Annotated in this window: 26 protein-coding genes, 1 other RNA gene and 1 other annotated feature; of the genes, 18 read left to right on the top strand and 9 right to left on the bottom strand. The window is 52.8% G+C overall.

Annotated features, from left to right (window positions below; all coding sequences use genetic code 11):
- Window positions 1–31 precede the first annotated feature (31 nt).
- From OGX84_RS08710 to pfkB, 3 genes are all read right to left on the bottom strand, one after another.
- Window positions 32–892, bottom strand: coding sequence for a fructosamine kinase family protein (locus OGX84_RS08710; protein ID WP_024130386.1), 861 nt, complete (start codon window positions 890–892; stop codon window positions 32–34).
- 110 nt (window positions 893–1,002) lie between these two features.
- A complete protein-coding gene (locus OGX84_RS08715; RefSeq protein WP_012132615.1) occupies window positions 1,003–1,290 on the bottom strand; it encodes a type V toxin-antitoxin system endoribonuclease antitoxin GhoS in 288 nt (95 codons plus the stop codon).
- Between the two features lie 105 nt (window positions 1,291–1,395).
- Window positions 1,396–2,325: a 6-phosphofructokinase II gene (gene pfkB, locus OGX84_RS08720; protein WP_012132614.1), complete on the bottom strand. Its 930-nt coding sequence runs from the start codon at window positions 2,323–2,325 to the stop codon at window positions 1,396–1,398.
- A gap of 287 nt (window positions 2,326–2,612) precedes the next feature.
- Here pfkB and OGX84_RS08725 point away from each other — a divergent pair, with 287 nt between their 5' ends.
- Window positions 2,613–3,371, top strand: a complete 759-nt coding sequence (locus OGX84_RS08725) for a DUF481 domain-containing protein (protein WP_012132613.1) — start codon at window positions 2,613–2,615, stop codon at window positions 3,369–3,371.
- 189 nt (window positions 3,372–3,560) lie between these two features.
- Here the strand turns inward: OGX84_RS08725 and yniD are convergent, their stop codons facing one another.
- A complete protein-coding gene (gene yniD, locus OGX84_RS08730) occupies window positions 3,561–3,668 on the bottom strand; it encodes a small membrane protein YniD (RefSeq protein WP_096753848.1) in 108 nt (35 codons plus the stop codon).
- 304 nt (window positions 3,669–3,972) lie between these two features.
- On the opposite strand from yniD, the gene thrS reads away from it, so the two are divergent.
- The 16 genes from thrS (at window position 3,973) to selO (ending at window position 17,649) form a co-directional block, all read left to right on the top strand.
- Window positions 3,973–5,901 carry a threonine--tRNA ligase gene (thrS, locus tag OGX84_RS08735; protein WP_047457364.1) on the top strand — a complete coding sequence of 643 codons (1,929 nt, stop codon included), beginning with the start codon at window positions 3,973–3,975 and terminating at the stop codon, window positions 5,899–5,901.
- 3 nt (window positions 5,902–5,904) lie between these two features.
- Entirely contained in the window at window positions 5,905–6,447 is a 543-nt protein-coding gene (gene infC, locus OGX84_RS08740; RefSeq protein WP_047457361.1) for a translation initiation factor IF-3, read from the top strand.
- A gap of 96 nt (window positions 6,448–6,543) precedes the next feature.
- On the top strand, window positions 6,544–6,741 hold the full coding sequence (gene rpmI / locus OGX84_RS08745; RefSeq protein ID WP_001124225.1) for a 50S ribosomal protein L35: 198 nt from the start codon (window positions 6,544–6,546) through the stop codon (window positions 6,739–6,741).
- Between the two features lie 118 nt (window positions 6,742–6,859).
- The gene (gene rplT / locus OGX84_RS08750; RefSeq protein WP_000124850.1) at window positions 6,860–7,216 is read left to right on the top strand and encodes a 50S ribosomal protein L20; all 357 of its coding nucleotides are present in this window, start codon (window positions 6,860–6,862) and stop codon (window positions 7,214–7,216) included.
- A 119-nt stretch (window positions 7,217–7,335) separates the two neighbouring features.
- Window positions 7,336–7,459: a sequence feature (Phe leader region), on the top strand.
- Complete coding sequence (pheM, locus tag OGX84_RS08755) at window positions 7,341–7,385, top strand: pheST operon leader peptide PheM (RefSeq protein ID WP_001386830.1); 45 nt, start codon at window positions 7,341–7,343, stop codon at window positions 7,383–7,385. Its footprint overlaps the feature before it by 45 nt.
- A gap of 62 nt (window positions 7,460–7,521) precedes the next feature.
- Window positions 7,522–8,505: a phenylalanine--tRNA ligase subunit alpha gene (gene pheS / locus OGX84_RS08760; RefSeq protein WP_024130384.1), complete on the top strand. Its 984-nt coding sequence runs from the start codon at window positions 7,522–7,524 to the stop codon at window positions 8,503–8,505.
- Window positions 8,506–8,520: 15 nt separating this feature from the next.
- Window positions 8,521–10,908 carry a phenylalanine--tRNA ligase subunit beta gene (gene pheT / locus OGX84_RS08765; protein WP_286457843.1) on the top strand — a complete coding sequence of 796 codons (2,388 nt, stop codon included), beginning with the start codon at window positions 8,521–8,523 and terminating at the stop codon, window positions 10,906–10,908.
- 4 nt (window positions 10,909–10,912) lie between these two features.
- The gene (gene ihfA / locus OGX84_RS08770; RefSeq protein WP_001229266.1) at window positions 10,913–11,212 is read left to right on the top strand and encodes an integration host factor subunit alpha; all 300 of its coding nucleotides are present in this window, start codon (window positions 10,913–10,915) and stop codon (window positions 11,210–11,212) included.
- A 100-nt stretch (window positions 11,213–11,312) separates the two neighbouring features.
- The gene (gene btuC / locus OGX84_RS08775; RefSeq protein WP_199977115.1) at window positions 11,313–12,293 is read left to right on the top strand and encodes a vitamin B12 ABC transporter permease BtuC; all 981 of its coding nucleotides are present in this window, start codon (window positions 11,313–11,315) and stop codon (window positions 12,291–12,293) included.
- 41 nt (window positions 12,294–12,334) lie between these two features.
- Window positions 12,335–13,201: a class A beta-lactamase gene (gene bla, locus OGX84_RS08780; protein ID WP_502873615.1), complete on the top strand. Its 867-nt coding sequence runs from the start codon at window positions 12,335–12,337 to the stop codon at window positions 13,199–13,201.
- Window positions 13,202–13,248: 47 nt separating this feature from the next.
- Window positions 13,249–13,800, top strand: a complete 552-nt coding sequence (locus OGX84_RS08785; protein WP_286457847.1) for a glutathione peroxidase — start codon at window positions 13,249–13,251, stop codon at window positions 13,798–13,800.
- Window positions 13,800–14,549, top strand: coding sequence for a vitamin B12 ABC transporter ATP-binding protein BtuD (btuD, locus tag OGX84_RS08790; protein ID WP_286457848.1), 750 nt, complete (start codon window positions 13,800–13,802; stop codon window positions 14,547–14,549). The genes OGX84_RS08785 and btuD overlap by 1 nt, the downstream gene beginning before the upstream one ends.
- 78 nt (window positions 14,550–14,627) lie before the next feature.
- Window positions 14,628–15,092, top strand: a complete 465-nt coding sequence (locus OGX84_RS08795) for a C40 family peptidase (RefSeq protein ID WP_012132602.1) — start codon at window positions 14,628–14,630, stop codon at window positions 15,090–15,092.
- 172 nt (window positions 15,093–15,264) lie between these two features.
- Entirely contained in the window at window positions 15,265–15,435 is a 171-nt protein-coding gene (locus OGX84_RS08800; protein ID WP_153257548.1) for a hypothetical protein, read from the top strand.
- Window positions 15,432–16,145: an EAL domain-containing protein gene (locus tag OGX84_RS08805; protein WP_286457849.1), complete on the top strand. Its 714-nt coding sequence runs from the start codon at window positions 15,432–15,434 to the stop codon at window positions 16,143–16,145. Before OGX84_RS08800 ends, OGX84_RS08805 begins: the two co-directional genes overlap by 4 nt.
- 61 nt (window positions 16,146–16,206) lie before the next feature.
- Complete coding sequence (selO, locus tag OGX84_RS08810; RefSeq protein WP_199977112.1) at window positions 16,207–17,649, top strand: protein adenylyltransferase SelO; 1,443 nt, start codon at window positions 16,207–16,209, stop codon at window positions 17,647–17,649.
- Between the two features lie 3 nt (window positions 17,650–17,652).
- Here the strand turns inward: selO and hemP are convergent, their stop codons facing one another.
- From hemP to ppsR, 3 genes are all read right to left on the bottom strand, one after another.
- The gene (hemP, locus tag OGX84_RS08815) at window positions 17,653–17,844 is read right to left on the bottom strand and encodes a hemin uptake protein HemP (RefSeq protein ID WP_047457344.1); all 192 of its coding nucleotides are present in this window, start codon (window positions 17,842–17,844) and stop codon (window positions 17,653–17,655) included.
- A 153-nt stretch (window positions 17,845–17,997) separates the two neighbouring features.
- Window positions 17,998–19,044, bottom strand: a complete 1,047-nt coding sequence (aroH, locus tag OGX84_RS08820; protein ID WP_112002390.1) for a 3-deoxy-7-phosphoheptulonate synthase AroH — start codon at window positions 19,042–19,044, stop codon at window positions 17,998–18,000.
- 165 nt (window positions 19,045–19,209) lie between these two features.
- Window positions 19,210–20,043 (bottom strand): posphoenolpyruvate synthetase regulatory kinase/phosphorylase PpsR, encoded by an 834-nt coding sequence (ppsR, locus tag OGX84_RS08825; RefSeq protein ID WP_012132595.1) that lies wholly within the window; start codon window positions 20,041–20,043, stop codon window positions 19,210–19,212.
- Between the two features lie 335 nt (window positions 20,044–20,378).
- On the opposite strand from ppsR, the gene ppsA reads away from it, so the two are divergent.
- Window positions 20,379–22,757: a phosphoenolpyruvate synthase gene (ppsA, locus tag OGX84_RS08830; RefSeq protein WP_112002391.1), complete on the top strand. Its 2,379-nt coding sequence runs from the start codon at window positions 20,379–20,381 to the stop codon at window positions 22,755–22,757.
- A gap of 140 nt (window positions 22,758–22,897) precedes the next feature.
- Here the strand turns inward: ppsA and rprA are convergent.
- Both rprA and ydiK read right to left on the bottom strand, forming a co-directional pair.
- An RNA gene (gene rprA / locus OGX84_RS08835) (antisense sRNA RprA) lies at window positions 22,898–23,005 on the bottom strand.
- Between the two features lie 191 nt (window positions 23,006–23,196).
- Window positions 23,197–24,309 carry an AI-2E family transporter YdiK gene (ydiK, locus tag OGX84_RS08840; protein WP_112002392.1) on the bottom strand — a complete coding sequence of 371 codons (1,113 nt, stop codon included), beginning with the start codon at window positions 24,307–24,309 and terminating at the stop codon, window positions 23,197–23,199.
- Window positions 24,310–24,338: the final 29 nt, after the last annotated feature.

A 24,338-nucleotide genomic window follows, 5' to 3' on the forward strand; every position in this document is an offset into this window, starting at 1 on the left:
TGCATTTGTAAGCTGTCATCCGGCAAAATGGCTATGCCGCCAGCAACCTTTCCATCGCTTTTTGCGCCACCACCAGGTGTTGCCCGCCAAACAGTCTCGCCCGATTGAGCAGGGTATAGAGCTGATAGATCGGCTGGCGATCCAGAAAATCCAGCGGTAGCGGAGAAACAGACTGGTAGCCATCATAGATCTGCGGAGGTTGGTCGGTATGCAGCGGCAGCATGGCCAGATCGCACTCCCTGTCGCCCCAGTAACAAGCGGGATCGAAAATGTAGGGGCCATCAGGCCCAAGCGCGCAGTTTCCTGACCATAAATCGCCGTGCAGCAGCGAAGGCTGCGGCTGATGCGAGGCCAGACGCTGCTGAACATGCTCAACGATCGCATCGATATTGCCAAATGCGATGCCTTTTTCTGCCGCCAGTTCAAGCTGCCAGCCAATGCGTTGTTCGGCAAAAAATGTTGACCAGCGTCGTTGCCAGGCATTGGGTTGAGGCGTGGTGGACAGGGCGTTATCAAAATCAAGGCCAAACTGGGGCTGGTCGCTCCATTCATGTAAATGGGCAAGTTGCTGACCGAGGATAAAAGCGTTGTGGGCATCCAGAGGACGGGGAGGGAGATAATCCATCACCAGAAAACTGTAGTCTCTGTCTGAGCCCTGCGCCCAGACTTTCGGGACGGTGACGGTTTTACTGCGGGAAAGCAGCTCCAGTTGGTCAGCTTCCGCCGTAAAGCCGGGAAGGAGCTCTCTTTCATCACATTTGACGAAAAAATCGCGTCCCGCATAGCGTAAATGCCATGCGGCATGGATCTCTCCGCCGGGCAGTTCATTACGCAGTTCGATTTCGCCTTCACCTAATTGCTCGCTTAAAAGACGACTGATAGCCTGCCACATGATGTCTCTCCCCATGTTGTCTGCCAGATCATAAGGTTAGCGCATAAATGCGGTGAAAAAACACGAGCTAACGCACACCGTAGACGCGTTTTTGCACAATGGCACTGATATTATCGGTCTTTAGTCCACTCCTCCCATGTCATGACCGATATTTCTGGTTTCTTATCTAAAGCGCTTTCCGCCAGCCCGGCGGTAAGCGCGGCGATCTCATCTTCGCTCAGGGCGCTGATAAAACCAAATGTGTTGGTACCCAGTTCATGCACATGCCCTTGCTCGTCGGTCATGGTGAGCAGAAAACCGCACCGCGTCAGATGGTTGTTCAACTCGTTAATCTCTGTCAGCGAGTCTTCATGAAATTTCACGGTTATGACATAGCGGATGACATCACCACTGGCCATAAATCACCTCTTTGTAATCACATGATTTTTTAGCATAGTCGGTTAATTCGTATGCTGATAGCTTTGCTGCTGAAACCCCCTCGTAATAAGGAGGGGGATGGCCGATCACTGAGAAAGCCAGGCGTAGATTTTCTGCGTATCGTCCCGGGAACACAGACGTGTTCCTTGATTCAACGTCGCCGCGCTGCCTGCCGAGACGCCGAAACGCACCATCTCTTCCAGCGAGGCGTTTTCCGCCAGTTTTAGCGTCATTGCGCCAACCATGCTGTCGCCCGCGCCGACGGTACTTTGACTTCTGACGGGAGGGGGAACAACCTGGACGCAGCTTTCGCTATCCACCGCCAGCGCCCCCTGCGGCCCCAGAGAAACAACGACGCGGCGCGCTTTGCCGCTCTTCACGATTTCCTGCGCCGCTTGGCGCACATCGTCAGGCTGCGTGAGTTCGCGATTGACCAGCGCGCTCAGCTCTTTTTGGTTCGGTTTGACCAGTTCAATATTGCCGAGAGATAACGCCGCGTTGAGCGCATCGCCCGAACTATCAATAATGCAGCGGATGCCCTGTTTCTGCGCGGCGGCAATAAGCTGCGTCAGTTTTTCCAGCTTGACGCCGGGCGGCAGACTCCCGCTGATAACCAAAATGGCGCCGGATTCGATCTCCAGAACCTGTTCTTCAATCTGGCGAAATTCGTCATCGTCGAGTGCGGCGCCGGGCATGACAAAGCGATATTGCTCCCCGCTGGACTCCACATGAACATGCAGGTTTTGTCGCGTCCAGTCTTTGGCATCGATGGTGACGACGGGGACGTTTTCATCGGCCAGAAGTGCGACCAGATGTTCGCCGGTCGCGCCGCCAGCGGGGAAAATCGCGGTTGCGGTTCCGCCAAGATGGGCAATCGCGCGGGCAACGTTGATTCCGCCGCCGCCGGGTTCAAAAACAGGTGATGAACAGCGAAGTTTCCCTTCGGGATAGAGTTGTGGGGTGATTGTTGCGCTATCGAGAGAGGGCGCAAGTGTTAACGTATAGATACGTATCATCTTTACCTCCTGTTAGGCTGACTTCAGTCTGGCACTGAATGCCCGGAAAGGGAAGTAATTAACAATATGATTTACTGGATATTTATTTAAAATTACCGGGAGAAAGATATATAAATAAATATCTGCTTTGGGAACTCTCTTATTCAAAAAATGAAATAAGAATTCATTGCTATGTTATTCGAGCCTTTTTATAATTTGTTACCTTTCCTGGATCGTTTGTCATTGATCCTTATGAAAGTTTCCGGGACCGTAACGGTCTCTTTTTTTGTTGTACGGACTCTTTATAAATGAAGCTTTTGAAGACAGTACCCGCTGCATTAATGTTGGCAGGGGGCGTATTTGCGTCAATGCATGCCGCTGCTGATGATTCCGTTTTTACTGTCATGGATGATCCCGCCACTGCGAAGAAACCCTTCGAAGGTAACCTGAATGCGGGCTACCTTGCTCAGTCAGGCAACACGAAAAGTTCTTCTTTAACGGCTGACACCACGATGACCTGGTACGGTGCAACCACCGCCTGGTCGCTGTGGGGGAATGCCAGCAATACATCCTCCAACGATGAACGCTCTTCGGAGAAATACGCGGTAGGCGGCCGTAGCCGTTTCAATATGACCGACTACGATTACCTGTTTGGCCAGGCAAGCTGGCTGACAGACCGTTACAACGGTTATCGTGAGCGTGACACACTGACCGCCGGTTATGGCCGTCAGTTCCTCAACGGGCCGGTGCACAGCTTCCGTTTTGAATTCGGTCCTGGCGTACGCTATGACGAACATACCGATGGAAAAACCGAGACCCAACCGCTGGGCTACGCTTCCGGTAGCTACGCCTGGCAGATGACGGATAACACCAAATTTACGCAGGGCGTGTCCGTTTTCGGCGCTGAAGATACCACCCTCAACTCAGAGACGGCGTTGAATGTCGCGATCAACGAACATTTTGGTTTAAAGGTGGCTTATAACCTGACCTGGAACTCCGAACCGCCCGCAACGGCGCCGGAACATACCGATCGCCGCACGACGGTATCGTTAGGGTATAAGATGTAATCGCCTGCCGGGTTGTTTTAAACACGACCCGGCTTTTTAAATTAGCGTTTTTATCGCGATTGCGCGCTAAGTGAAATTATATTTATATTTTCCGTGGCGAATGCCATTCATAAAAACGCGTTGAACGTGCATATTATTGATGTTTTCTATTCATTCGCAGGAATTAACTTTCGGCGAACGCTTCGGATATTAGCCCCAAATCATCGCCGCCCAGCGGAGCAGCAACATTGCGCCGCAAATGAGGAGCAATACGACAACCATCTTCCAGTGTTTTTTGGCAAAGCGGTTTGTTGGCATTTTCTCTCTTCCTGTCAAAATCGGACCGATGCTCCCAGTGTAACAAAAGCGATGGCGCGTCAGGGAATTGATTTACATCATACAGTTCGGCGTGATTGCGGCTTTGATCGGCAGTCAATGCCGTGTACACTGTCAAGCGGTGTTATCAAAAAACGGGTGTAGGTCCAGTCTCGCCATTCAGGCAGGCCGTGACATATTTCGCAGAGTGAAGCGGGAATCAGCCCATAACTTTTTGATAATTTTAAATATTGAAACTTTGTATGTGATCTTTCGTGTGGGTCACCACTGCAAATAAGGATATAACATGCCTGTTATTACTCTTCCTGATGGCAGCCAACGCCATTACGACCACGCTGTAAGCCCCATGGATGTTGCGCTGGACATTGGTCCAGGACTGGCGAAAGCCTGTATCGCAGGTCGCGTTAATGGCGAACTGGTTGACGCGTCCGATCTCATTGAAAACGACGCTCAACTGGCAATCATCACCGCGAAAGATGAAGAAGGTCTGGAGATCATTCGTCACTCCTGCGCGCACCTGTTAGGGCACGCGATTAAACAACTTTGGCCGAACACCAAAATGGCTATCGGTCCGGTTGTCGATAACGGTTTTTACTATGATATTGATCTCGACCGTACGTTAACCCAGGAAGATGTCGACGCGCTCGAAAAACGGATGCACGAGCTTGCTGAGAAAAACTACGACGTCATTAAGAAGAAAGTGAGCTGGCACGAAGCGCGTGAAACCTTCGTGAAGCGTGGCGAAACCTATAAGGTTTCTATTCTTGATGAGAATATTGCGCATGATGACAAGCCGGGCTTGTATCATCATGAAGAATATGTCGATATGTGCCGTGGCCCGCACGTGCCGAACATGCGTTTCTGCCATCACTTCAAACTGATGAAAACCGCAGGGGCATACTGGCGTGGCGACAGCGACAACAAGATGCTGCAACGTATTTATGGTACGGCGTGGGCGGATAAAAAATCCCTGAACGCCTATCTGCAACGCCTTGAAGAAGCCGCCAAGCGCGACCACCGTAAAATCGGTAAGCAGCTTGACCTGTATCATATGCAGGAAGAAGCGCCGGGTATGGTGTTCTGGCATAACGACGGCTGGACTATCTTCCGTGAACTGGAAGTCTTTGTGCGTTCTAAGCTCAAAGAATATCAGTATCAGGAAGTTAAAGGTCCGTTCATGATGGACCGTGTGCTGTGGGAAAAAACCGGGCACTGGGAAAACTACAAAGATGCGATGTTCACTACCTCTTCAGAGAACCGTGAATACTGCATCAAGCCGATGAACTGCCCGGGCCACGTGCAGATCTTCAACCAGGGTCTGAAGTCCTACCGCGATCTGCCGCTGCGTATGGCGGAATTCGGTAGCTGCCACCGTAACGAACCGTCAGGCGCCTTGCATGGCCTGATGCGCGTACGTGGCTTCACCCAGGATGATGCGCATATCTTCTGTACTGAAGAACAGATTCGCGATGAAGTGAACGCCTGTATTCGTATGGTCTACGATATGTACAGCACCTTTGGCTTCGAGAAAATCGTCGTCAAACTTTCCACTCGCCCCGAAAAACGTATCGGTAGCGATGAAATGTGGGATCGTGCTGAGGCGGATCTGGCCGTTGCGCTGGAAGAAAACAACATCCCGTTTGAGTATCAACTGGGTGAGGGCGCATTCTACGGTCCGAAAATTGAATTTACCCTGTATGACTGCCTCGATCGTGCATGGCAGTGCGGTACGGTACAGCTGGACTTCTCTCTGCCGTCTCGTCTGAACGCCTCTTATGTTGGCGAAAACAACGAGCGTCAGGTGCCGGTGATGATTCACCGCGCGATTCTTGGGTCAATGGAACGTTTCATCGGTATCCTGACTGAAGAGTTCGCAGGCTTCTTCCCGACCTGGCTTGCGCCGGTTCAGGTAGTGGTGATGAACATTACCGATACTCAGTCTGAATACGTTAACGAATTGACGCAGAAACTACAAAATGCGGGCATTCGTGTAAAAGCAGACTTGAGAAATGAGAAGATAGGCTTTAAAATCCGCGAGCACACTTTACGTCGTGTCCCTTACATGTTGGTCTGTGGCGACAAAGAGGTAGAAGCAGGCAAAGTAGCCGTGCGTACCCGTCGTGGCAAAGACTTGGGCAGCCTGGACGTAAATGAAGTTATCGAGAAGCTGCAACAAGAGATTCGCAGCCGCAGTCTTCAACAACTGGAGGAATAAAGTATTAAAGGCGGAAAACGAGTTCAAACGGCGCGTCCTAACCGTATCAATGGCGAAATTCGCGCCCAGGAAGTTCGCTTAACAGGTCTGGAAGGCGAGCAGCTTGGTATTGTGAGTCTGAGAGAAGCTCTGGAAAAAGCTGAAGAAGCTGGAGTAGACTTAGTCGAAATCAGCCCTAACGCCGAGCCGCCGGTTTGTCGTATAATGGATTACGGCAAATTCCTCTATGAAAAGAGTAAGTCTTCTAAGGAACAGAAGAAAAAGCAAAAAGTTATCCAGGTTAAGGAAATTAAATTCCGTCCTGGTACAGATGAAGGCGACTATCAGGTAAAACTCCGCAGCCTGATTCGCTTTCTCGAAGAGGGCGATAAGGCCAAGATCACGCTGCGTTTCCGCGGTCGTGAGATGGCCCACCAACAGATCGGTATGGAAGTGCTTAATCGCGTGAAAGAAGATCTGGCTGAACTGGCAGTTGTCGAATCCTTCCCTACGAAGATCGAAGGCCGTCAGATGATTATGGTGCTCGCTCCTAAGAAGAAACAGTAAGGCCTTCAAGTAGCAATTCCTGTGGAGCCTTCGGGCTTCACAGATTTTGTTCGCCTGGGTTTCGTTTATTAACAATGCGAAGTGGAAGTTATTAAAATGCCAAAAATTAAGACCGTACGCGGTGCTGCTAAGCGCTTCAAAAAAACCGGTAAAGGTGGTTTTAAGCACAAGCACGCTAACCTGCGTCATATTCTGACCAAAAAAGCGACCAAGCGTAAACGTCACCTGCGCCCGAAAGCCATGGTTTCCAAAGGCGATCTGGGTCTGGTAATCGCGTGCCTGCCGTACGCATAAGCCGTTAACGTTTTTTTTAACTTTTTTATGCCCAATAGATTTCGCATATCGCAAGGCGGTTAACGCCGCGAAAATGTGAAAGATGAAGGGCGAATCAGAATAGATACAGGAGAGCACTATGGCTCGCGTAAAACGTGGTGTAATTGCACGCGCACGTCACAAGAAAATTTTGAAACAAGCCAAAGGCTACTACGGTGCGCGTTCTCGCGTATACCGCGTTGCCTTCCAGGCAGTTATCAAAGCTGGTCAGTATGCTTACCGTGACCGTCGTCAACGTAAGCGTCAGTTCCGTCAACTGTGGATTGCGCGTATCAACGCAGCAGCACGTCAGAACGGTATTTCTTACAGCAAATTCATCAACGGCCTGAAAAAAGCCTCTGTTGAAATCGACCGTAAGATCCTGGCTGACATCGCAGTATTCGACAAAGTAGCGTTCACCGCTCTGGTTGAAAAAGCGAAAGCAGCTCTGGCATAAGCCAGTGAAAAGAGGGAGCCTGGCTCCCTCTCTTTTATTTGTAGTGCAATCAATCAGTTGACAATTTATCCGTAACCCTTTTCAATAAAGGTTGTCCGGTTTTACCACACAAGGTAACGCAAGCATGAATGCTGCTATTTTCCGCTTCTTTTTTTACTTTAGCACCTGACTCCAGGAGGCTAGCGCGTGAAAGAAGAAACGAAAAACAGCGCGAAAAAGCCTCCTGATGGAGGCTTTTTTTGTACCTGAAATCGAGAGATTAAGTCCAACGAACCGGTGTCTTCACCGACACAATGAGGAAAACCATGTCACATCTCGCAGAGCTGGTTGCCAGTGCGAAGGCAGCCATTAACCAGGCGTCAGATGTTGCCGCGTTAGACAATGTACGCGTCGAATATTTGGGCAAGAAAGGGCATTTAACCCTTCAGATGACGACCCTGCGTGAATTGCCGCCAGAAGAGCGTCCGGCAGCCGGCGCGGTTATCAATGAAGCAAAAGAGCAGGTACAACAAGCGCTGAACGCGCGCAAAGCGGATTTAGAAAACGCGGCGCTGAATGCACGTCTGGCGGCGGAAACCATCGACGTTTCTCTGCCTGGGCGTCGTATTGAGAACGGTGGTCTGCATCCGGTAACACGTACCATTGATCGTATTGAAAGTTTCTTCGGTGAGCTTGGTTTTACCGTGGCGACTGGCCCGGAGATCGAAGACGATTACCACAACTTCGATGCGCTGAACATTCCAGGCCATCACCCGGCCCGTGCTGACCACGACACTTTCTGGTTTGATGCCACCCGTCTGCTGCGTACGCAGACTTCCGGCGTGCAGATTCGTACCATGAAAGAACAGCAGCCGCCGATCCGTATTATTGCGCCGGGCCGGGTGTACCGTAACGACTACGATCAAACGCACACCCCGATGTTCCATCAGATGGAAGGGCTGATTGTTGACACCAACATCAGCTTCACCAACCTGAAAGGCACGCTGCACGACTTCCTGCGTAACTTCTTTGAAGAAGACCTGCAAATCCGTTTCCGTCCTTCTTACTTCCCGTTCACGGAACCGTCCGCAGAAGTGGATGTAATGGGCAAAAACGGCAAATGGTTGGAAGTGCTGGGTTGCGGGATGGTGCATCCGAACGTTCTGCGCAACGTGGGCATCGACCCGGAAATCTACTCTGGCTTCGCGTTTGGTATGGGGATGGAGCGTCTGACCATGCTGCGTTATGGCGTGACCGATCTGCGCTCATTCTTCGAAAACGATCTGCGTTTCCTCAAACAGTTTAAATAAAGGCAGGGTAAAACAATGAAATTCAGTGAACTGTGGTTACGCGAATGGGTGAACCCGGCAATCGACAGCGATGCGCTGTCGGATCAGATTACGATGGCGGGTCTGGAAGTGGATGGCGTTGACGCCGTCGCCGGTGAGTTCAACGGCGTGGTTGTGGGTGAAGTGGTGGAGTGCGGCCAGCACCCGAACGCAGATAAACTGCGCGTTACGAAAGTGAACGTGGGCGGCGAACGTCTGCTGGATATTGTCTGTGGCGCGCCTAACTGCCGTCAGGGGCTGAAAGTAGCCGTTGCAACTATCGGCGCGGTTCTGCCGGGCGATTTCAAAATCAAAGCCGCTAAACTGCGCGGCGAGCTGTCGGAAGGGATGCTGTGCTCCTTCTCCGAACTGGGGATTTCCGACGACCATAGCGGCATCATCGAATTGCCGACGGATGCGCCGATCGGAACCGATATCCGTGAATACCTGAAGCTTGACGATAACACCATTGAAATCAGCGTGACGCCGAACCGCGCCGACTGCTTAGGGATCATCGGTGTGGCGCGTGATGTCGCTGTCCTGAACAAAATCGCGCTGGTTGAGCCGGAGATCGCACCTGTTGCAGCCACCATCAATGACACGCTGCCGATCGCGGTTGAAGCGCCGGATGCCTGCCCGCGCTACCTGGGTCGCGTGGTGAAAGGCATTAATGTTAAAGCGCCTACGCCGCTGTGGATGAAAGAGAAGCTGCGTCGCTGCGGCATTCGTTCCATTGACGCTGTCGTTGACGTCACCAACTATGTACTGCTTGAACTGGGTCAGCCGATGCATGCCTTTGACAAAGACCGTATTGAAGGCGGTATTGTCGTGCGTATGGCCAAAGAGGGCGAAACCCTGGTGCTGCTGGACGGCACAGAAGCGAAGCTGAGCACCGATACGCTGGTGATTGCGGATCACCACAAAGCGCTGGCGATGGGCGGTATCTTTGGCGGCGAGCATTCCGGCGTGAATGAGGAAACGCAAAACGTGCTGCTGGAATGCGCGTTCTTTAGCCCGCTGTCTATTACCGGTCGTGCGCGTCGCCACGGTCTGCATACGGATGCTTCCCACCGCTATGAGCGTGGTGTGGACCCGGCGTTGCAGTACAAAGCAATGGAGCGCGCCACCCGCCTGTTGATCGACATTTGCGGCGGCGAAGCCGGTCCGGTTATCGACGTCACGAATGACGCCACGCTGCCGAAACGCGCGACCATTACGCTTCGTCGTAGCAAGCTGGATCGTCTGATCGGGCATCACATTGCCGATGAGCAGGTGAGCGATATTCTGCGTCGTCTGGGCTGCGAAGTGACTGAAGGTCAGGACGAGTGGAAAGCGGTCGCGCCGAGCTGGCGTTTCGACATGGAGATTGAAGAAGATCTGGTCGAAGAAGTGGCCCGCGTGTATGGCTATAACAACATTCCTGATGAGCCGATTCAGGCGGGTTTAATCATGGGGACTCACCGTGAAGCCAACTTGTCGCTGAAGCGTGTGAAAACCATGCTCAATGACAAAGGCTACCAGGAAGTGATCACCTATAGCTTTGTCGATCCGAAGGTTCAGCAACTGCTGCATCCGGGCGAAGAAGCGCTGTTGCTGCCAAGCCCGATCTCCATTGAGATGTCGGCGATGCGTCTCTCTCTGTGGACCGGCCTGCTGTCAACGGTGGTCTATAACCAGAACCGTCAGCAGAACCGCGTGCGTATCTTTGAAACCGGTCTGCGTTTCGTGCCGGATACCCAGGCAAATCTGGGCATTCGTCAGGATTTGATGCTGGCAGGGGTGATTTGCGGCAACCGTTATGACGAGCACTGGAATCTGGCGAAAGAGACCGTTGATTTCTATGATCTGAAAGGCGATCTGGAAGCGGTGCTGGATCTCACCGGCAAACTGGGCGACATTCAGTTCAGGGCGGAAGCGAATCCGGCGCTGCATCCTGGGCAGTCCGCGGCGATTTATCTGAAAGGTGAACGCATTGGTTTTATTGGGGTTGTTCATCCTGAGCTGGAACGTAAACTGGATCTGAACGGTCGCACTCTGGTGTTTGAACTGGAGTGGAATAAGCTCGCAGACCGCGTGGTGCCTCAGGCGCGCGAGATTTCGCGCTTCCCGGCTAACCGTCGCGACATCGCGGTGGTGGTCGCAGAAAACGTTCCCGCAGCGGATATTTTATCCGAGTGTAAGAAAGTTGGCGTAAATCAGGTAGTTGGCGTAAACTTATTTGACGTGTACCGCGGTAAGGGTGTTGCGGAGGGTTATAAGAGCCTCGCTATCAGCCTGATCCTTCAGGATACCAGCCGTACACTCGAAGAAGAGGAGATTGCCGCTACCGTCGCCAAATGTGTAGAGGCATTAAAAGAGCGATTCCAGGCATCATTGAGGGATTGAACCTATGGCGCTTACAAAAGCTGAAATGTCAGAATATCTGTTTGATAAGCTTGGGCTTAGCAAGCGGGATGCCAAAGAACTGGTCGAGCTGTTTTTCGAGGAGATTCGTCGTGCTCTGGAAAACGGTGAGCAGGTGAAACTCTCTGGTTTTGGTAACTTCGATCTGCGTGATAAGAATCAACGTCCGGGACGTAACCCGAAAACGGGCGAAGATATTCCCATTACAGCACGGCGCGTGGTGACCTTCAGACCCGGACAGAAGTTGAAAAGCCGGGTTGAAAACGCTTCGCCCAAAGAAGAGTAATCTGATCTAACTAAAAAGGCCGCTTTGCGGCCTTTTTTCTTTCCTGTGATGGTTACGCACCGTAAAATCAACATCATCCCTTTTCAGCTGAATGGAAAACATGCTGACTTTTGCCTGCCAACAACAGCGCCGCAATGTGCGCTGGTTATCCAGTCTGTCGGTGCTTATGCTGCTGGCAGTGGTATTAAGCCTGTGCGCCGGAGATCAGTGGATAGGCCCTGGCGACTGGTTCAGCGCCCGTGGTGAACTGTTTGTCTGGCAGATACGACTCCCTCGCACGCTTGCTGTTTTGCTGGTAGGCGCCGCGCTGGCGCTGTCAGGCGCGGTAATGCAGGCGTTATTTGAAAACCCGCTTGCCGAGCCCGGATTGCTTGGCGTCTCCAACGGCGCTGGCGTGGGCCTTATTGCCGCGGTGCTACTGGGGCAAGGTCAGTTACCCGGCTGGGCGCTGGGGGTTTGCGCCATTGCTGGCGCGCTTATCATCACACTTATTCTCCTGCGATTTGCCCGTCGACATTTATCAACCAGCCGCCTGCTGCTGGCGGGCGTTGCGCTTGGCATTATTTGCAGCGCGATGATGACGTGGGCCATCTATTTTTCAACCTCCTTCGATCTGCGCCAGTTGATGTACTGGATGATGGGAGGATTCGGCGGGGTGGACTGGCAGCAGACCTGGCTGATGATTGCCCTGATCCCGGTTTCACTCTGGATTTGCTGCCAGTCGCAGCCGATGAATATTCTGGCGCTGGGCGAAACGTCCGCGCGTCAGCTGGGGCTGCCGCTGTGGTTCTGGCGCAATTTGCTGGTGGTCGCTACGGGATGGATGGTCGGCGTTAGCGTTGCGCTCGCGGGTTCGATTGGGTTTATCGGCTTGGTGATCCCACATATATTACGGCTTTGCGGTCTGAGCGATCATCGCGCTTTGCTGCCGGGCTGTGCGCTGGCGGGGGCGATAGCTCTGCTGCTGGCGGATGTTATCGCCCGTCTGGCGCTGGCGTCGGCGGAACTGCCTATCGGCGTAGTGACGGCGACGATGGGGGCGCCGGTCTTCATCTGGCTATTATTAAAATCCAGGCGCTAGCCAAAATGAGAAACGAGGAAGTCATTAGTATGTGGCAACGGATGAAATGGGGTCTGTGTGTGCTGGCGGCACTCAGCGGTTCTGCGATGGCCGCACCGCTGACGGCGCAATACGTGTCGACTATCGCGACGCAGGAAGAACAGCGTCTTCATGCCCGGATTGGCATTGCGGTACTTGATATGGCGACCAACAGTATCACCCATTATCGGGGAGAAGAACGGTTCCCGTTAAACAGTACGCACAAGCCGCTGTTATGCGCAGCGTTATTACGCGAAGTCGACAGGAAGGCGCTGGCGCTTTCTGCTTCAACGCAGTTTGAACCCTCACAACTGGTGGAGTATTCGCCGATTACTGAAAAACATGTGGCGCCAGACGCCATGAGCTGGGCGCAATTGTGCAGCGCGGCGGTAAGCTACAGCGATAACACGGCCGCCAATCTCATCGCCAGGAAGCTCAACGGGCCGCAGGCCGTCACGCAGTTTTTGCGTGATTCGGGGGATACGATAACCCGCCTCGATCGCTATGAGCCTGAACTGAACAGCGCCATTCCCGGCGATGAACGCGACTCCACGACGCCTGTCGCGATAGCGCAGACGCTCAATACGCTACTGCTGGGGAATGTGTTGCAGCCATCCTCAAGAGAGCAGCTTATGCAATGGATGCGGGACGACAAAGTGGCTGACGGTCTGCTGCGTTCGGTCTTGCCGGACGGCTGGAAAATCGCGGATAAAACCGGGGCGGGCGACAATGGCTCGCGTTCTATTGTTAGCGTTGTCTGGCCGACATCACAAAAACCTCTGCTCGTGGTTATCTATATTACACAAACTCCGGCGACAATGGCGCAGCGTGACGCCGCGATTGTCCGCATCGGGGAGTCGTTGTTTTCAACACTCGCAGTCTATGATTAAAAGCTGATATTTGATCACTCACATCCGCCTGTTATATGGGAGACGCTATGCAAGATACCATTCTCAACACTGAAGTGACGACGATCGACGGGGATGTCACCACGCTTGAGAAGTACGCCGGAAACGTACTGCTGGTGGTTAATGTGGCCTCGAAATGTGGCTTAACGCCACAATACGAACAGCTGGAAAATATTCAGAAAGCCTGGGCCGATCAGGGCTTTACGGTGTTAGGTTTTCCCTGCAACCAGTTTCTTGGTCAGGAACCTGGCACTGAAGAGGAGATTAAAACCTATTGCAGCACCACCTGGGGCGTCACATTCCCGATGTTCAGCAAGGTTGACGTCAATGGTGAGAACCGCCATCTACTGTATCAGAAGTTGATTGCCGCAGCGCCTGCCGCCGTTGCGCCGGAAGGTAGCGGTTTCTATGAGCGCATGGCGAGTAAAGGCCGCGCACCGCTTTACCCGGACGATATTTTGTGGAACTTTGAGAAGTTTTTAATCGGCAGGGATGGACAGGTCGTACAGCGTTTCTCACCGGACATGACGCCTGAAGATCCGGGGATGGTGGAAAGTATCAAAATCGCGTTGGCAAAATAATGATCTCGTTGATGCAGTTACAGGATGTTGCCGAAACGACGCGTCTGGGACCGCTTTCCGGCGACGTTAAGCCTGGCGAGATTCTTCACCTCGTGGGGCCGAATGGGGCAGGGAAAAGTACGCTGCTGGCGCGTATGGCGGGCTTAACCTTCGGGGAAGGCACCGTCATATTCGACGGCGCGTCGCTGGAGACATGGCCTGCGGCGAAACTGGCTCAACATCGGGCCTATCTCGCGCAGCAGCAGAATCCCCCATTTTCAATGCCGGTCTGGCATTTCCTGACGCTGCATCAACCTGATAAAACGCAAACGAACCTGCTGAATGACATTGCGCAGGCGCTTGGGCTGAGCGACAAGCTGGGGCGGAGCGCGAATCAACTCTCCGGCGGCGAGTGGCAGCGTGTACGTCTGGCGGCGGTGATATTGCAAATTCACCCTCACGCTAACCCGCACGGGCAGCTTCTGCTACTGGATGAACCGATGAACAGTCTGGACGTTGCGCAACAAAACGCGCTGGATAGGCTGCTGAGCCAGCTATGCAGCCAGGGTATCGCCATCGTGATGAGCAGCCATGACCTTAACCATACTCTGCGCCACGCGCATCGCGCCTGGTTGCTGAAACAGGGGAAATTGATCGCCAGCGGGCGGCGTGACGAGGTGCTGACGCCGCCAAATCTGGCCCGGGCATACGGTATGAACTTCCGTCGGCTGGACGTTGAAGGCCACAGAATGCTCATATCAACCACTTAAGTTAAATGGGTTCTTGAAAAACACATAATTTCCACGCTAAATAGAAGCAAGAATAAAAAGATAGAGGATTCGTCCTGAATGCGCTTTTGGCTTCTTCTTATCGCAGCACTGTTTTTGGCAGGGTGTAGCAGCCATCGTGCGCCAGCACCTAACGCCAGGCTTTCGGATTCCATTATGGTTATCGCGGGCCTGAACGATCAGCTACAGTCCTGGAGAGGTACACCGTATCGCTATGGCGGAATGAGCCGTAGCGGGGTGGACTGCTCGGGATTTGTGTTGATGACGATGCGCGACAAATTTGATTTACAACTGCCGCGTGAAACGCGCCAACAGTCAAAAATTGGTACGGAAATCGACAAAGATGAACTGCTGCCCGGCGACCTGGTCTTTTTTAAAACCGGATCGGGGGAAAGTGGTTTGCACGTCGGCATTTATGATACCAACAATCAATTTATTCATGCGTCTACCAGCCGTGGCGTGATGCGCTCATCGCTCGACAATGTCTACTGGCGGAAAAATTTCTGGCAGGCGAGACGTATTTAATGCTATCGATGGTAAAGCGGATACCCAGCGGCCGCTTCATCATCTATATTTAAGAAATTGATTTCTCATTGTCTGAATGCCAGGGCTATCGTGAGTTATCAGAAATAGTTTTAACCCTACATTTTGCGAAAGTATTTTTAGTCAAAATGATTTATCCGGTGTCTTGCGGAAAATGCAAAACTGGATATTGGTTTATAATCGAGATAAGCTAAAAAAAGGACCCGGTTTACCGGCTAAAAAGGAAAAAATGAAAGCACCTCCAGTCGTATCAGAAATGACATCTTTCTTCGTTCTTTCTTACAGGATGCCGGATTACACCCATGCAGCGGGGCTGGCACAATGATTGTTTCACTGGATAACTTTTATCATTCTCACCTTTATTTTGTTCCTGCCCGAACCGAGAAAGAGAAACTCGTCGGCCTGGAGATTGTTGCAAACTTTGTCACTGAAGGCGGTAATGTCCGTATGCCGACGGAGCTGGTCATGCCGCGCCTGTCAGCAGAAGAACAGCGTTGTCTGTTCGAAGAAAAACTCGCATTGCTGGAAACGTGCCAACATTTTTTTATTCAACATAAACTTATTGCCTGGATTAATTTAACGCCAGCCGTCGTCGCATCATTATTATCAGACGGCGAGTTTGTATCCCATGTAAGGCGCTTTCCATTTTTGGAACTGATGATTAATGAGAATTATCCTGAATTAAGTCTTGGGAAAGAGAATCAAATTCTGGCTGAGTTAGCCGGACGATTTCCTCTCATCCTTGCCAATTTTGGCGCTGGCGATACATCGATAAAAGCGATCTTTGATGGTCTCTTCAAACGCGTCGCGCTGGATAAAAACTTTGTCCAGCAAAGATCCGCAAGTCTTTCTTTTGAACCCTTTATGCAGGCTATTATTTCGCAGATATCACCGTGCTGTGATTCGATAATGATTGCGGGTATTGATACTGAAGAGATGCTGGCGCGGATATCATCAATGGGATTTAGCGCGCTGCAAGGATGTTTATGGCCTGCCGTACCAGCGAGCCAGGTTACGACGCTGGTTCAGGGATAACCTTTTTATTTGCTGGTGTTTAAGCGGGTATTAACCGTCTACACTACAGGCAGGAGGCCCTATGACCCTGTCTTTTACATCCCGCTGGCGTGACGAACTGCCAGCCACATATACAGCACTTTCTCCAACTCCTCTGAGTCATGCCCGCCTGATTTGGCATAACGATGCGCTGGCGCAGCAGCTGGCGATACCACCTTCGTTGTTTGATATGGAAAACGGCGCAGGCGTGTGGGGTGGCGAGTCATTACTGCCCGGCATGTCGCCTTTGGCTCAGGTTTATAGCGGCCATCAGTTTGGCGTCTGGGCCGGCCAGCTCGGTGATGGACGCGGTATTCTGTTAGGCGAACAACTGCTGGCGGACGGCAGTACGCTTGACTGGCACCTGAAAGGCGCCGGACTAACGCCATACTCCCGCATGGGCGACGGGCGAGCAGTGCTGCGCTCAACGATCCGTGAAAGTCTGGCCAGCGAGGCGATGCACTATCTTGGCATCCCCACAACGCGGGCGCTGTCTATCGTCACCAGTGACACGCCTGTTTACAGGGAAACGGTTGAATCCGGCGCGATGCTCATGCGTCTGGCGCAGAGCCATATGCGTTTCGGTCATTTCGAACATTTTTACTATCGGCGTGAGCCGGATAAAGTCCGTCAGCTGGCCGATTTTGCGATTCGCCATTACTGGCCGCAATTTCAGACGGAAGAGGACAAGTATGCGCTCTGGTTCCGGGACGTAGTGGCGCGCACGGCGAGGTTGATTGCTGACTGGCAAACGGTAGGTTTTGCGCATGGCGTGATGAACACCGATAACATGTCTGTACTGGGGCTGACGATAGATTATGGTCCTTTCGGTTTCCTGGATGATTATCAGCCAGGGTTTATCTGTAACCACTCCGATCACCAGGGGCGCTATAGCTTCGATAATCAACCGGCTGTCGGATTGTGGAATCTGCAACGCCTGGCGCAAACCCTGTCGCCGTTTATGCCGGTCGATACGCTGAATGATGCGCTGGATGGCTATCAGCTGGCGTTGCTCACGCACTACGGGCAGCGCATGCGGCAAAAACTGGGCTTCTTTACCGAACAAAAAGAGGACAACGCGCTTCTCAACGAGCTTTTCGCCCTGATGGCACGCGAAGGCAGCGATTATAGCCGAACGTTCCGTATGTTGAGTCAGACTGAGCAACAGAGCGCGGCATCGCCGCTGCGTGACGAATTTATCGATCGCGCGGCCTTTGACGGGTGGTTCAGCCGTTACCGGGCGCGTTTACAGCAGGAGCAGGTGGATGATGCAACGCGTCAACAGCACATGCAGCGCGTGAATCCTGCGGTGGTGCTGCGCAACTGGCTGGCGCAACGCGCGATAGCCAGCGCTGAGCAGGGGGATATGGGCGAATTACATCAACTGCATCAGGTTCTGCGCGACCCCTTTACCGACAGAGATGACGATTATGTCAACCGTCCGCCGGACTGGGGTAAACGGCTGGAAGTCAGTTGCTCAAGCTGATTGCTACTTGGTCAACAGCAACTTACCTGCCTGCGTCTTGCGCAGCAGGTATTCCTGGCCGTCATGATCGATGATGACTTTGCCTTCAGGGCCTAGCAATGTCTGGCTGCTGATACGCCGCTCGGCAGCAGGGGAAGGGGGCACGCTGTCTCTTTCCTTAAAATGAAGTAACTCAATGTCGTCCATATGTGGCATATCGCTAATTAATAATAATCAGTTTAACAATGATTATTATTATCAATATTGTGTATAGCGACAGCAAGTGTTAATTCTGGTAGCAAATCAGGCGAGTGGGGAATGCGTGGAGGGGAAAGAAGCGCGCCCATCCCCGCGAGGATGGGCATGATGTCAAAAACGGCTATCAACCGCTGAGGCAAGTTTTTCTAACAGTAATTCAGTATCTTCCCAGTTCAGGCAAGGGTCGGTAATGGACTGACCGTACACCAGCGGCTGACCGCTGACGATTTTCTGCGTACCTTCACGCAGGAAACTTTCGGCCATGATCCCGGCAATTGCGGTAGAACCGTTACGGATTTGCTGGCAGATATCATCACAAACCTCTAACTGGCGGCGATGCTGCTTCTGGCAGTTACCGTGGCTGAAGTCCACCACCAGGTGTTCCGGCAGACTAAACTCATGCAGCGTATCGCAGGCGGCAGCGATGTCTTCCGCGTGGTAATTCGGTTTTTTACCGCCGCGCATGATGATATGGCCGTACGGGTTCCCGCTGGTCTGATAAATCGTCATCTGGCCTGTTTTATCCGGCGAGAGGAACATATGGCTGGCGCGCGACGCGCGAATCGCATCAACGGCGATGCGCGTGTTGCCATCTGTCCCGTTTTTAAACCCAACCGGGCAGGAGAGCGCGGAAGCCATTTCACGGTGAATCTGGCTTTCCGTCGTGCGCGCGCCAATGGCGCCCCAGCTGATCAAATCGGCAATAAACTGGCCGGTGACCATGTCGAGAAATTCGGTGGCGGTGGGGACACCCAGCTCATTGACCTGCAACAGCAGCTTGCGCGCCAGTTCGAGGCCATGATTTACGCGGTAACTGCCATTTAAATCGGGATCGGAGATGAGGCCTTTCCAGCCCACAACCGTGCGCGGTTTTTCAAAATAGGTGCGCATAACGATTTCCAGACGCGCCTGATGCGTGTTGCGCAACGTTTGCAAGCGCGTTGCGTATTCCATCGCAGCGTCCAGATCGTGAATCGAGCAGGGGCCGATGATCACCAGCAGGCGGCGATCCTCACCATTTAATATTTTTTCAATCCGGCGTCGGGAGTCAGTAACGTGGCTGGCGACGGAGGATGATACAGGATGACGTAGCGCTAGCTCAGCAGGGGTGACCAGGCTGTCAATACGCGCGGTACGCAGTTCGTCGGTTCTGTTCATTACAAGTCTCAGAAATTTGTTGCTTCAACGGCAGGACTACCGGGAAGTGATGGGCATCACAATAACACACTTCAACCTTCACCTGCTGATTTCAAATGCGAGGCGTTTCACACCTCGCAAGCAGAGCGGCATGATAGCAAAAAATTGAACTCTTGAACTAGTTTGTTAGTACATTCGACGATTCAGCCCCATGATGTCGAGAATCTTGGTGGCAATTTCTTCTACCGAATAGTTAGTACTGTTCAGGCAAGGGATCTGATTTTTACGATAGAGCGCTTCAACTTCCGCAACCTCCATCCGGCACTGGCGTAGCGATGCGTAGCGGCTGTTTTCACGGCGTTCCTCACGGATTGCCGCCAGGCGTTCCGGGTCAATGGTCAGGCCAAAAAGCTTATGCTGTAGCGGTTTAAGCGACGTGGGCAACACCAGGTTATCCATATCGTCAGCAATAAAGGGGTAGTTCGCCGCCCGGATGCCAAACTGCATCGCCAGATAGAGGCTGGTCGGCGTTTTTCCGCAGCGTGAAACCCCCAGCAGGATCACCTGCGCCTGATCCAGATTGCGCAAGGAGATCCCATCGTCGTGCGCAAGGGTATAGTCGATTGCCGCGATACGCGCGTCATACTTGTTGAGGTTCCCGGGGTTAAGCCCGTGGGTGCGATGCGCGATTGGCGTTGGGTCGAGCTTCATTTCCTGCTGTAGCGGCGCCACCAGCGCCTGCACGATGTCCTGACAGAACCCTTCGCTTTGTAAGATGATGGCGCGAATTTCCGGCAGAACAATCGAATAGAACACCAGCGGACGCACGCCAGTTTGCTGATAAATCGCGTCGATCTGATCTTTCACGGCCCTGGCGCGACTCTCGTTTTCAACGAACGGCAGCGTAATGCTGCTGATGGTCACAGGGAATTGCGACATCACCGCATGACCCAAAACCTCGGCGGTGATGGCCGTACCATCGGAAATATAAAAAACATGGCGATCAACAACATTATCCATTTTGTTTATCCTGAGGAGCAAACATAATTATCTGAAAGCATAAATTAAAATTTGCCAGAAGCGTATATCACGATGCTTATTTTATAAAATGAAACGCTATTTTTATATTAAGTGAAAAGTGCATTTCATTTTTCGGAACTTATGTTTATACCGACAGTTTTTGGGGAGATCGCCCGTCGCCCGCGGGTTTGCGCAAATGCGTAAACAATCTGAAAAAATAAAAAATAAATCTGCTTGAACGATTCACCGTTTTTTTCAGGGGTTTAAATATGCAAAGATAAATACGCAATAATGTAGTTTCTAAACTCGTTCATTTATCACAAAAGGATTGTTCGATGTCCAACAATGGCTCGTCACCGCTGGTGCTTTGGTATAACCAACTCGGCATGAATGATGTAGACAGAGTTGGGGGCAAAAATGCCTCCCTGGGTGAAATGATTACTAACCTTTCCGGTATGGGTGTTTCCGTACCGAATGGTTTTGCAACGACCGCCGATGCGTTTAACCAGTTTCTGGATCAAAGCGGCGTAAACCAGCGTATTTATGAACTGCTGGATCAAACGGATATTGACGATGTCACCGCGCTGGCGAAGGCCGGCGCGCAGATCCGCCAGTGGATTATCGACACTCCTTTCCAGCCAGAGCTGGAAAACGCTATTCGCGATGCCTATGCACAGCTCTCTGCGGATGATGTGCAGGCGTCTTTCGCCGTGCGCTCGTCCGCAACGGCTGAAGATATGCCGGATGCCTCTTTCGCCGGCCAGCAGGAAACCTTCCTCAACGTGCAGGGTTTCGATGCGGTGCTGGTGGCGGTGAAACATGTTTTTGCCTCGCTGTTTAATGACCGTGCTATCTCTTATCGCGTTCACCAGGGGTATGACCATCGCGGCGTCGCGCTCTCCGCTGGCGTACAGCGGATGGTGCGCTCCGACCTAGCCTCGTCCGGGGTTATGTTCTCTATTGATACCGAGTCCGGTTTCGATCAGGTGGTGTTTATCACTTCAGCCTGGGGTCTGGGCGAGATGGTAGTGCAGGGCGCAGTCAACCCGGATGAATTCTACGTGCATAAACCGACGCTGGCGGCGAATCGCCCGGCGATCGTTCGTCGCACGATGGGGTCGAAAAAAATCCGAATGGTTTACGCGCCAACCCAGGAGCACGGCAAGCAGGTCAAAATTGAAGATGTGCCGCAGGAACAGCGCGACATCTTTTCGCTGACCAACGAAGAAGTGCAGGAACTGGCGAAACAGGCCGTACAGATTGAGAAACACTACGGTCGCCCGATGGATATCGAATGGGCGAAAGACGGCCATACCGGCAAACTGTTTATTGTACAGGCTCGCCCGGAAACCGTCCGTTCTCGTGGTCAGGTAATGGAGCGCTACACGCTGCATGCGCAGGGGAAAGTGGTCGCGGAAGGCCGCGCCATCGGACATCGCATTGGCGCGGGGGCGGTTAAAGTCATTCACGACATTAGCGAAATGAACCGTATCCAGCCTGGCGACGTGCTGGTGACTGACATGACCGACCCGGACTGGGAACCGATCATGAAGAAAGCAGCGGCCATCGTGACCAACCGTGGCGGTCGTACCTGCCACGCGGCCATTATTGCCCGTGAACTGGGTATTCCGGCGGTTGTCGGCTGCGGCGACGCGACGGAACGCATGAAGGATGATGAAAACGTCACCGTTTCTTGCGCCGAAGGCGATACCGGCTATGTCTACGCAGACCTGCTCGACTTCAGCGTCAAAAGTTCAAGCGTGGACACCATGCCCGATCTGCCGTTGAAAGTCATGATGAACGTCGGTAACCCGGATCGCGCCTTTGACTTCGCCTGCCTGCCGAATGAAGGCGTTGGCCTGGCGCGTCTCGAATTTATTATCAACCGAATGATTGGCGTGCATCCTCGCGCACTGCTGGAATTTGATGACCAGGACGCGAAACTGCAAAACGAAATCCGCGAGATGATGAAAGGCTTCGATTCACCGCGTGAGTTCTATGTCGGTCGTCTGACAGAGGGCATTGCGACGCTGGGCGCGGCATTTTATCCGAAACGCGTTATCGTGCGCCTGTCGGATTTCAAATCGAATGAATACGCCAACCTGGTGGGCGGCGAGCGTTACGAACCCGATGAAGAGAACCCGATGCTGGGCTTCCGTGGCGCCGGTCGCTATGTCTCCGACAGCTTCCGCGATTGCTTCGCGCTGGAATGTGAAGCGGTGAAACGCGTGCGCAACGATATGGGACTGACCAACGTGGAGATCATGATCCCGTTCGTACGTACCGTTGAGCAGGCGAAAGCGGTAGTTGACGAGCTGGCGCGTCAGGGGCTGAAGCGGGGTGAGAACGGGCTGAAGATCATCATGATGTGTGAGATTCCGTCCAATGCCCTGCTGGCTGAACAATTCCTGGAGCACTTTGACGGCTTCTCGATTGGTTCTAACGACATGACGCAGCTGGCGCTGGGTCTGGATCGCGACTCCGGCGTGGTTTCTGAACTGTTCGATGAGCGTAACGAGGCGGTGAAAGCGCTGCTGTCGATGGCGATCCGCGCGGCGAAGAAACAAGGCAAGTATGTCGGCATCTGTGGTCAGGGGCCGTCCGATCACGAGGACTTCGCCGCCTGGCTGATGGAAGAGGGAATCGACAGCCTGTCGCTGAACCCGGACACCGTCGTACAGACCTGGTTGAGTCTGGCTGAACTGAAAAAATAAGCGTCAGCGCTGATTCTAATCCGCAACGGCTCCCGTAAAAAGGAGCCGTTTTTTTTGCGATACGCGCTATCACACCCGACGTTATGCGTGGGCATATCAGAATTGTTGGCGGTGGAGAAAAGGGGTGTGAGGGCAGGCACTTAAAAAAAGGCCCATCGTGGGAGATGGGCAAAGACTACACACAGCAATTCGTTGTTTCACTCAGGGGATTTCCATGCTTATAAATCAAGGCGTTGATTTATAACCGTGCTCTAATAGTAGGCGTGGAGATTTTTTGCGTCGATCAGATTCGTCCCAATAGTTTAAAAACTATGAAGAATTTGCGACGTAAATGAATTACGTAAGGAGGATTACGCCATAAGGCAGGTTGGTCAGGATGCTAATTGATGAGCAATGCTAAAGTATCGGCCGACCGAATGCGTCGATCGGCCGATGGGGGTTATTTATGGCTGTCCTCAATCTCCTCCAGTTCTTCGAGGAGTTCGTCAGGGTCGTTTCCCGGCGCGGGCACTTCATGCACCCATGCGGAGAACAGACGCCAGGAAACCGCCAGCAATACCGGACCGATAAACAGACCGATCATTCCAAAGGCAATCAGCCCGCCGATAACGCCAGAGAGAATCAGGATCAGCGGCAGGTCAGCGCCCATACGAATCAATACCGGGCGAATCACGTTATCCAGCGTACCGACCACGCAGCTCCACACCAGCAGCACCGTGCCCCAGGTCGTATCGCCCGTCCAGTACAGCCAAATGATTGCCGGGATTAACACCGGTAACGGCCCCAGTTGCACCAGGCAGGAGAGGATCATGACGACCGTCAGCAGCGTTGCGTAAGGCACGCCGGAAATGGCGAGGCCAATCCCGCCGAGAATTGCCTGAACCAGCGCGGTGACAACCACACCCAATGCAACGGCGCGGATGGCCTGAGCCGCCAGCAGCACGGCGGCATCGCCGCGTTTCGCGGCCAGACGACTGGCGAAGTGGCGGATGCCCAATGCCACCTGTTCGCCGCGCCAGTACAGCAGGGCGCTGAACAGCAGCATCAGACCACAGTGCATCATAAAGCGACCGATATGCGCGGCCTGACCCACAAACCAGGTCGTGGTGGTGCCAATATAAGGACGCACTTTCGCCATGATCGCCGTGCCGCCCATATCCAGCAGGTTGTGCCACCCGGCATACAATTTGGCGCCAATCAGCGGAATACTGTTTAACCAGGCCAGGTCGGGCAACGTCATGTCGCCGGCGGTGACGGCGTGGATGAGCGGGCCGCTACCGTCCACGATGCTGTTGACCAGCAGGGCGATGGGAATAATGAACAGCAGAACCAACAATAGCGTCATAACCAGAACGGCCAGAGAACGGCGGCCCCAGAGTATTTTCTGTAAACGTAACAAAACGGGCCAGGTCGCAATAACGATCGTTCCCGCCCATGCAAAACCAAGGACAAAGGGACGCACAATCCACAAGCAGGCCACGATCATGATGGCTAAAAACAGCACCGACAGCAGCACTTGCGCGATATCCCTGGGCTGACGAAGATTTACCATAAATACCTTTTCACCTTTTCTGTGCGTCA

Origin of the sequence: Citrobacter sp. CK202, from assembly GCF_030333225.1 — a bacterium.
GTDB classification, from domain to species: domain Bacteria; phylum Pseudomonadota; class Gammaproteobacteria; order Enterobacterales; family Enterobacteriaceae; genus Citrobacter_B; species Citrobacter_B koseri.

What these genes read in the sequence shown, in the direction of transcription:
- OGX84_RS08710 (WP_024130386.1), bottom strand. Translation starts at nt 892, where the DNA reads ATGTGGCAGGCTATCAGTCGTCTTTTAAGCGAGCAATTAGGTGAAGGC.
- OGX84_RS08715 (WP_012132615.1), bottom strand. Translation starts at nt 1,290, where the DNA reads ATGGCCAGTGGTGATGTCATCCGCTATGTCATAACCGTGAAATTTCAT.
- pfkB (WP_012132614.1), bottom strand. Translation starts at nt 2,325, where the DNA reads ATGATACGTATCTATACGTTAACACTTGCGCCCTCTCTCGATAGCGCA.
- OGX84_RS08725 (WP_012132613.1), top strand. Translation starts at nt 2,613, where the DNA reads ATGAAGCTTTTGAAGACAGTACCCGCTGCATTAATGTTGGCAGGGGGC.
- yniD (WP_096753848.1), bottom strand. Translation starts at nt 3,668, where the DNA reads ATGCCAACAAACCGCTTTGCCAAAAAACACTGGAAGATGGTTGTCGTA.
- thrS (WP_047457364.1), top strand. Translation starts at nt 3,973, where the DNA reads ATGCCTGTTATTACTCTTCCTGATGGCAGCCAACGCCATTACGACCAC.
- rpmI (WP_001124225.1), top strand. Translation starts at nt 6,544, where the DNA reads ATGCCAAAAATTAAGACCGTACGCGGTGCTGCTAAGCGCTTCAAAAAA.
- rplT (WP_000124850.1), top strand. Translation starts at nt 6,860, where the DNA reads ATGGCTCGCGTAAAACGTGGTGTAATTGCACGCGCACGTCACAAGAAA.
- pheS (WP_024130384.1), top strand. Translation starts at nt 7,522, where the DNA reads ATGTCACATCTCGCAGAGCTGGTTGCCAGTGCGAAGGCAGCCATTAAC.
- pheT (WP_286457843.1), top strand. Translation starts at nt 8,521, where the DNA reads ATGAAATTCAGTGAACTGTGGTTACGCGAATGGGTGAACCCGGCAATC.
- ihfA (WP_001229266.1), top strand. Translation starts at nt 10,913, where the DNA reads ATGGCGCTTACAAAAGCTGAAATGTCAGAATATCTGTTTGATAAGCTT.
- btuC (WP_199977115.1), top strand. Translation starts at nt 11,313, where the DNA reads ATGCTGACTTTTGCCTGCCAACAACAGCGCCGCAATGTGCGCTGGTTA.
- bla (WP_502873615.1), top strand. Translation starts at nt 12,335, where the DNA reads ATGAAATGGGGTCTGTGTGTGCTGGCGGCACTCAGCGGTTCTGCGATG.
- OGX84_RS08785 (WP_286457847.1), top strand. Translation starts at nt 13,249, where the DNA reads ATGCAAGATACCATTCTCAACACTGAAGTGACGACGATCGACGGGGAT.
- btuD (WP_286457848.1), top strand. Translation starts at nt 13,800, where the DNA reads ATGATCTCGTTGATGCAGTTACAGGATGTTGCCGAAACGACGCGTCTG.
- OGX84_RS08795 (WP_012132602.1), top strand. Translation starts at nt 14,628, where the DNA reads ATGCGCTTTTGGCTTCTTCTTATCGCAGCACTGTTTTTGGCAGGGTGT.
- OGX84_RS08800 (WP_153257548.1), top strand. Translation starts at nt 15,265, where the DNA reads ATGCAAAACTGGATATTGGTTTATAATCGAGATAAGCTAAAAAAAGGA.
- OGX84_RS08805 (WP_286457849.1), top strand. Translation starts at nt 15,432, where the DNA reads ATGATTGTTTCACTGGATAACTTTTATCATTCTCACCTTTATTTTGTT.
- selO (WP_199977112.1), top strand. Translation starts at nt 16,207, where the DNA reads ATGACCCTGTCTTTTACATCCCGCTGGCGTGACGAACTGCCAGCCACA.
- hemP (WP_047457344.1), bottom strand. Translation starts at nt 17,844, where the DNA reads ATGCCACATATGGACGACATTGAGTTACTTCATTTTAAGGAAAGAGAC.
- aroH (WP_112002390.1), bottom strand. Translation starts at nt 19,044, where the DNA reads ATGAACAGAACCGACGAACTGCGTACCGCGCGTATTGACAGCCTGGTC.
- ppsR (WP_012132595.1), bottom strand. Translation starts at nt 20,043, where the DNA reads ATGGATAATGTTGTTGATCGCCATGTTTTTTATATTTCCGATGGTACG.
- ppsA (WP_112002391.1), top strand. Translation starts at nt 20,379, where the DNA reads ATGTCCAACAATGGCTCGTCACCGCTGGTGCTTTGGTATAACCAACTC.
- ydiK (WP_112002392.1), bottom strand. Translation starts at nt 24,309, where the DNA reads ATGGTAAATCTTCGTCAGCCCAGGGATATCGCGCAAGTGCTGCTGTCG.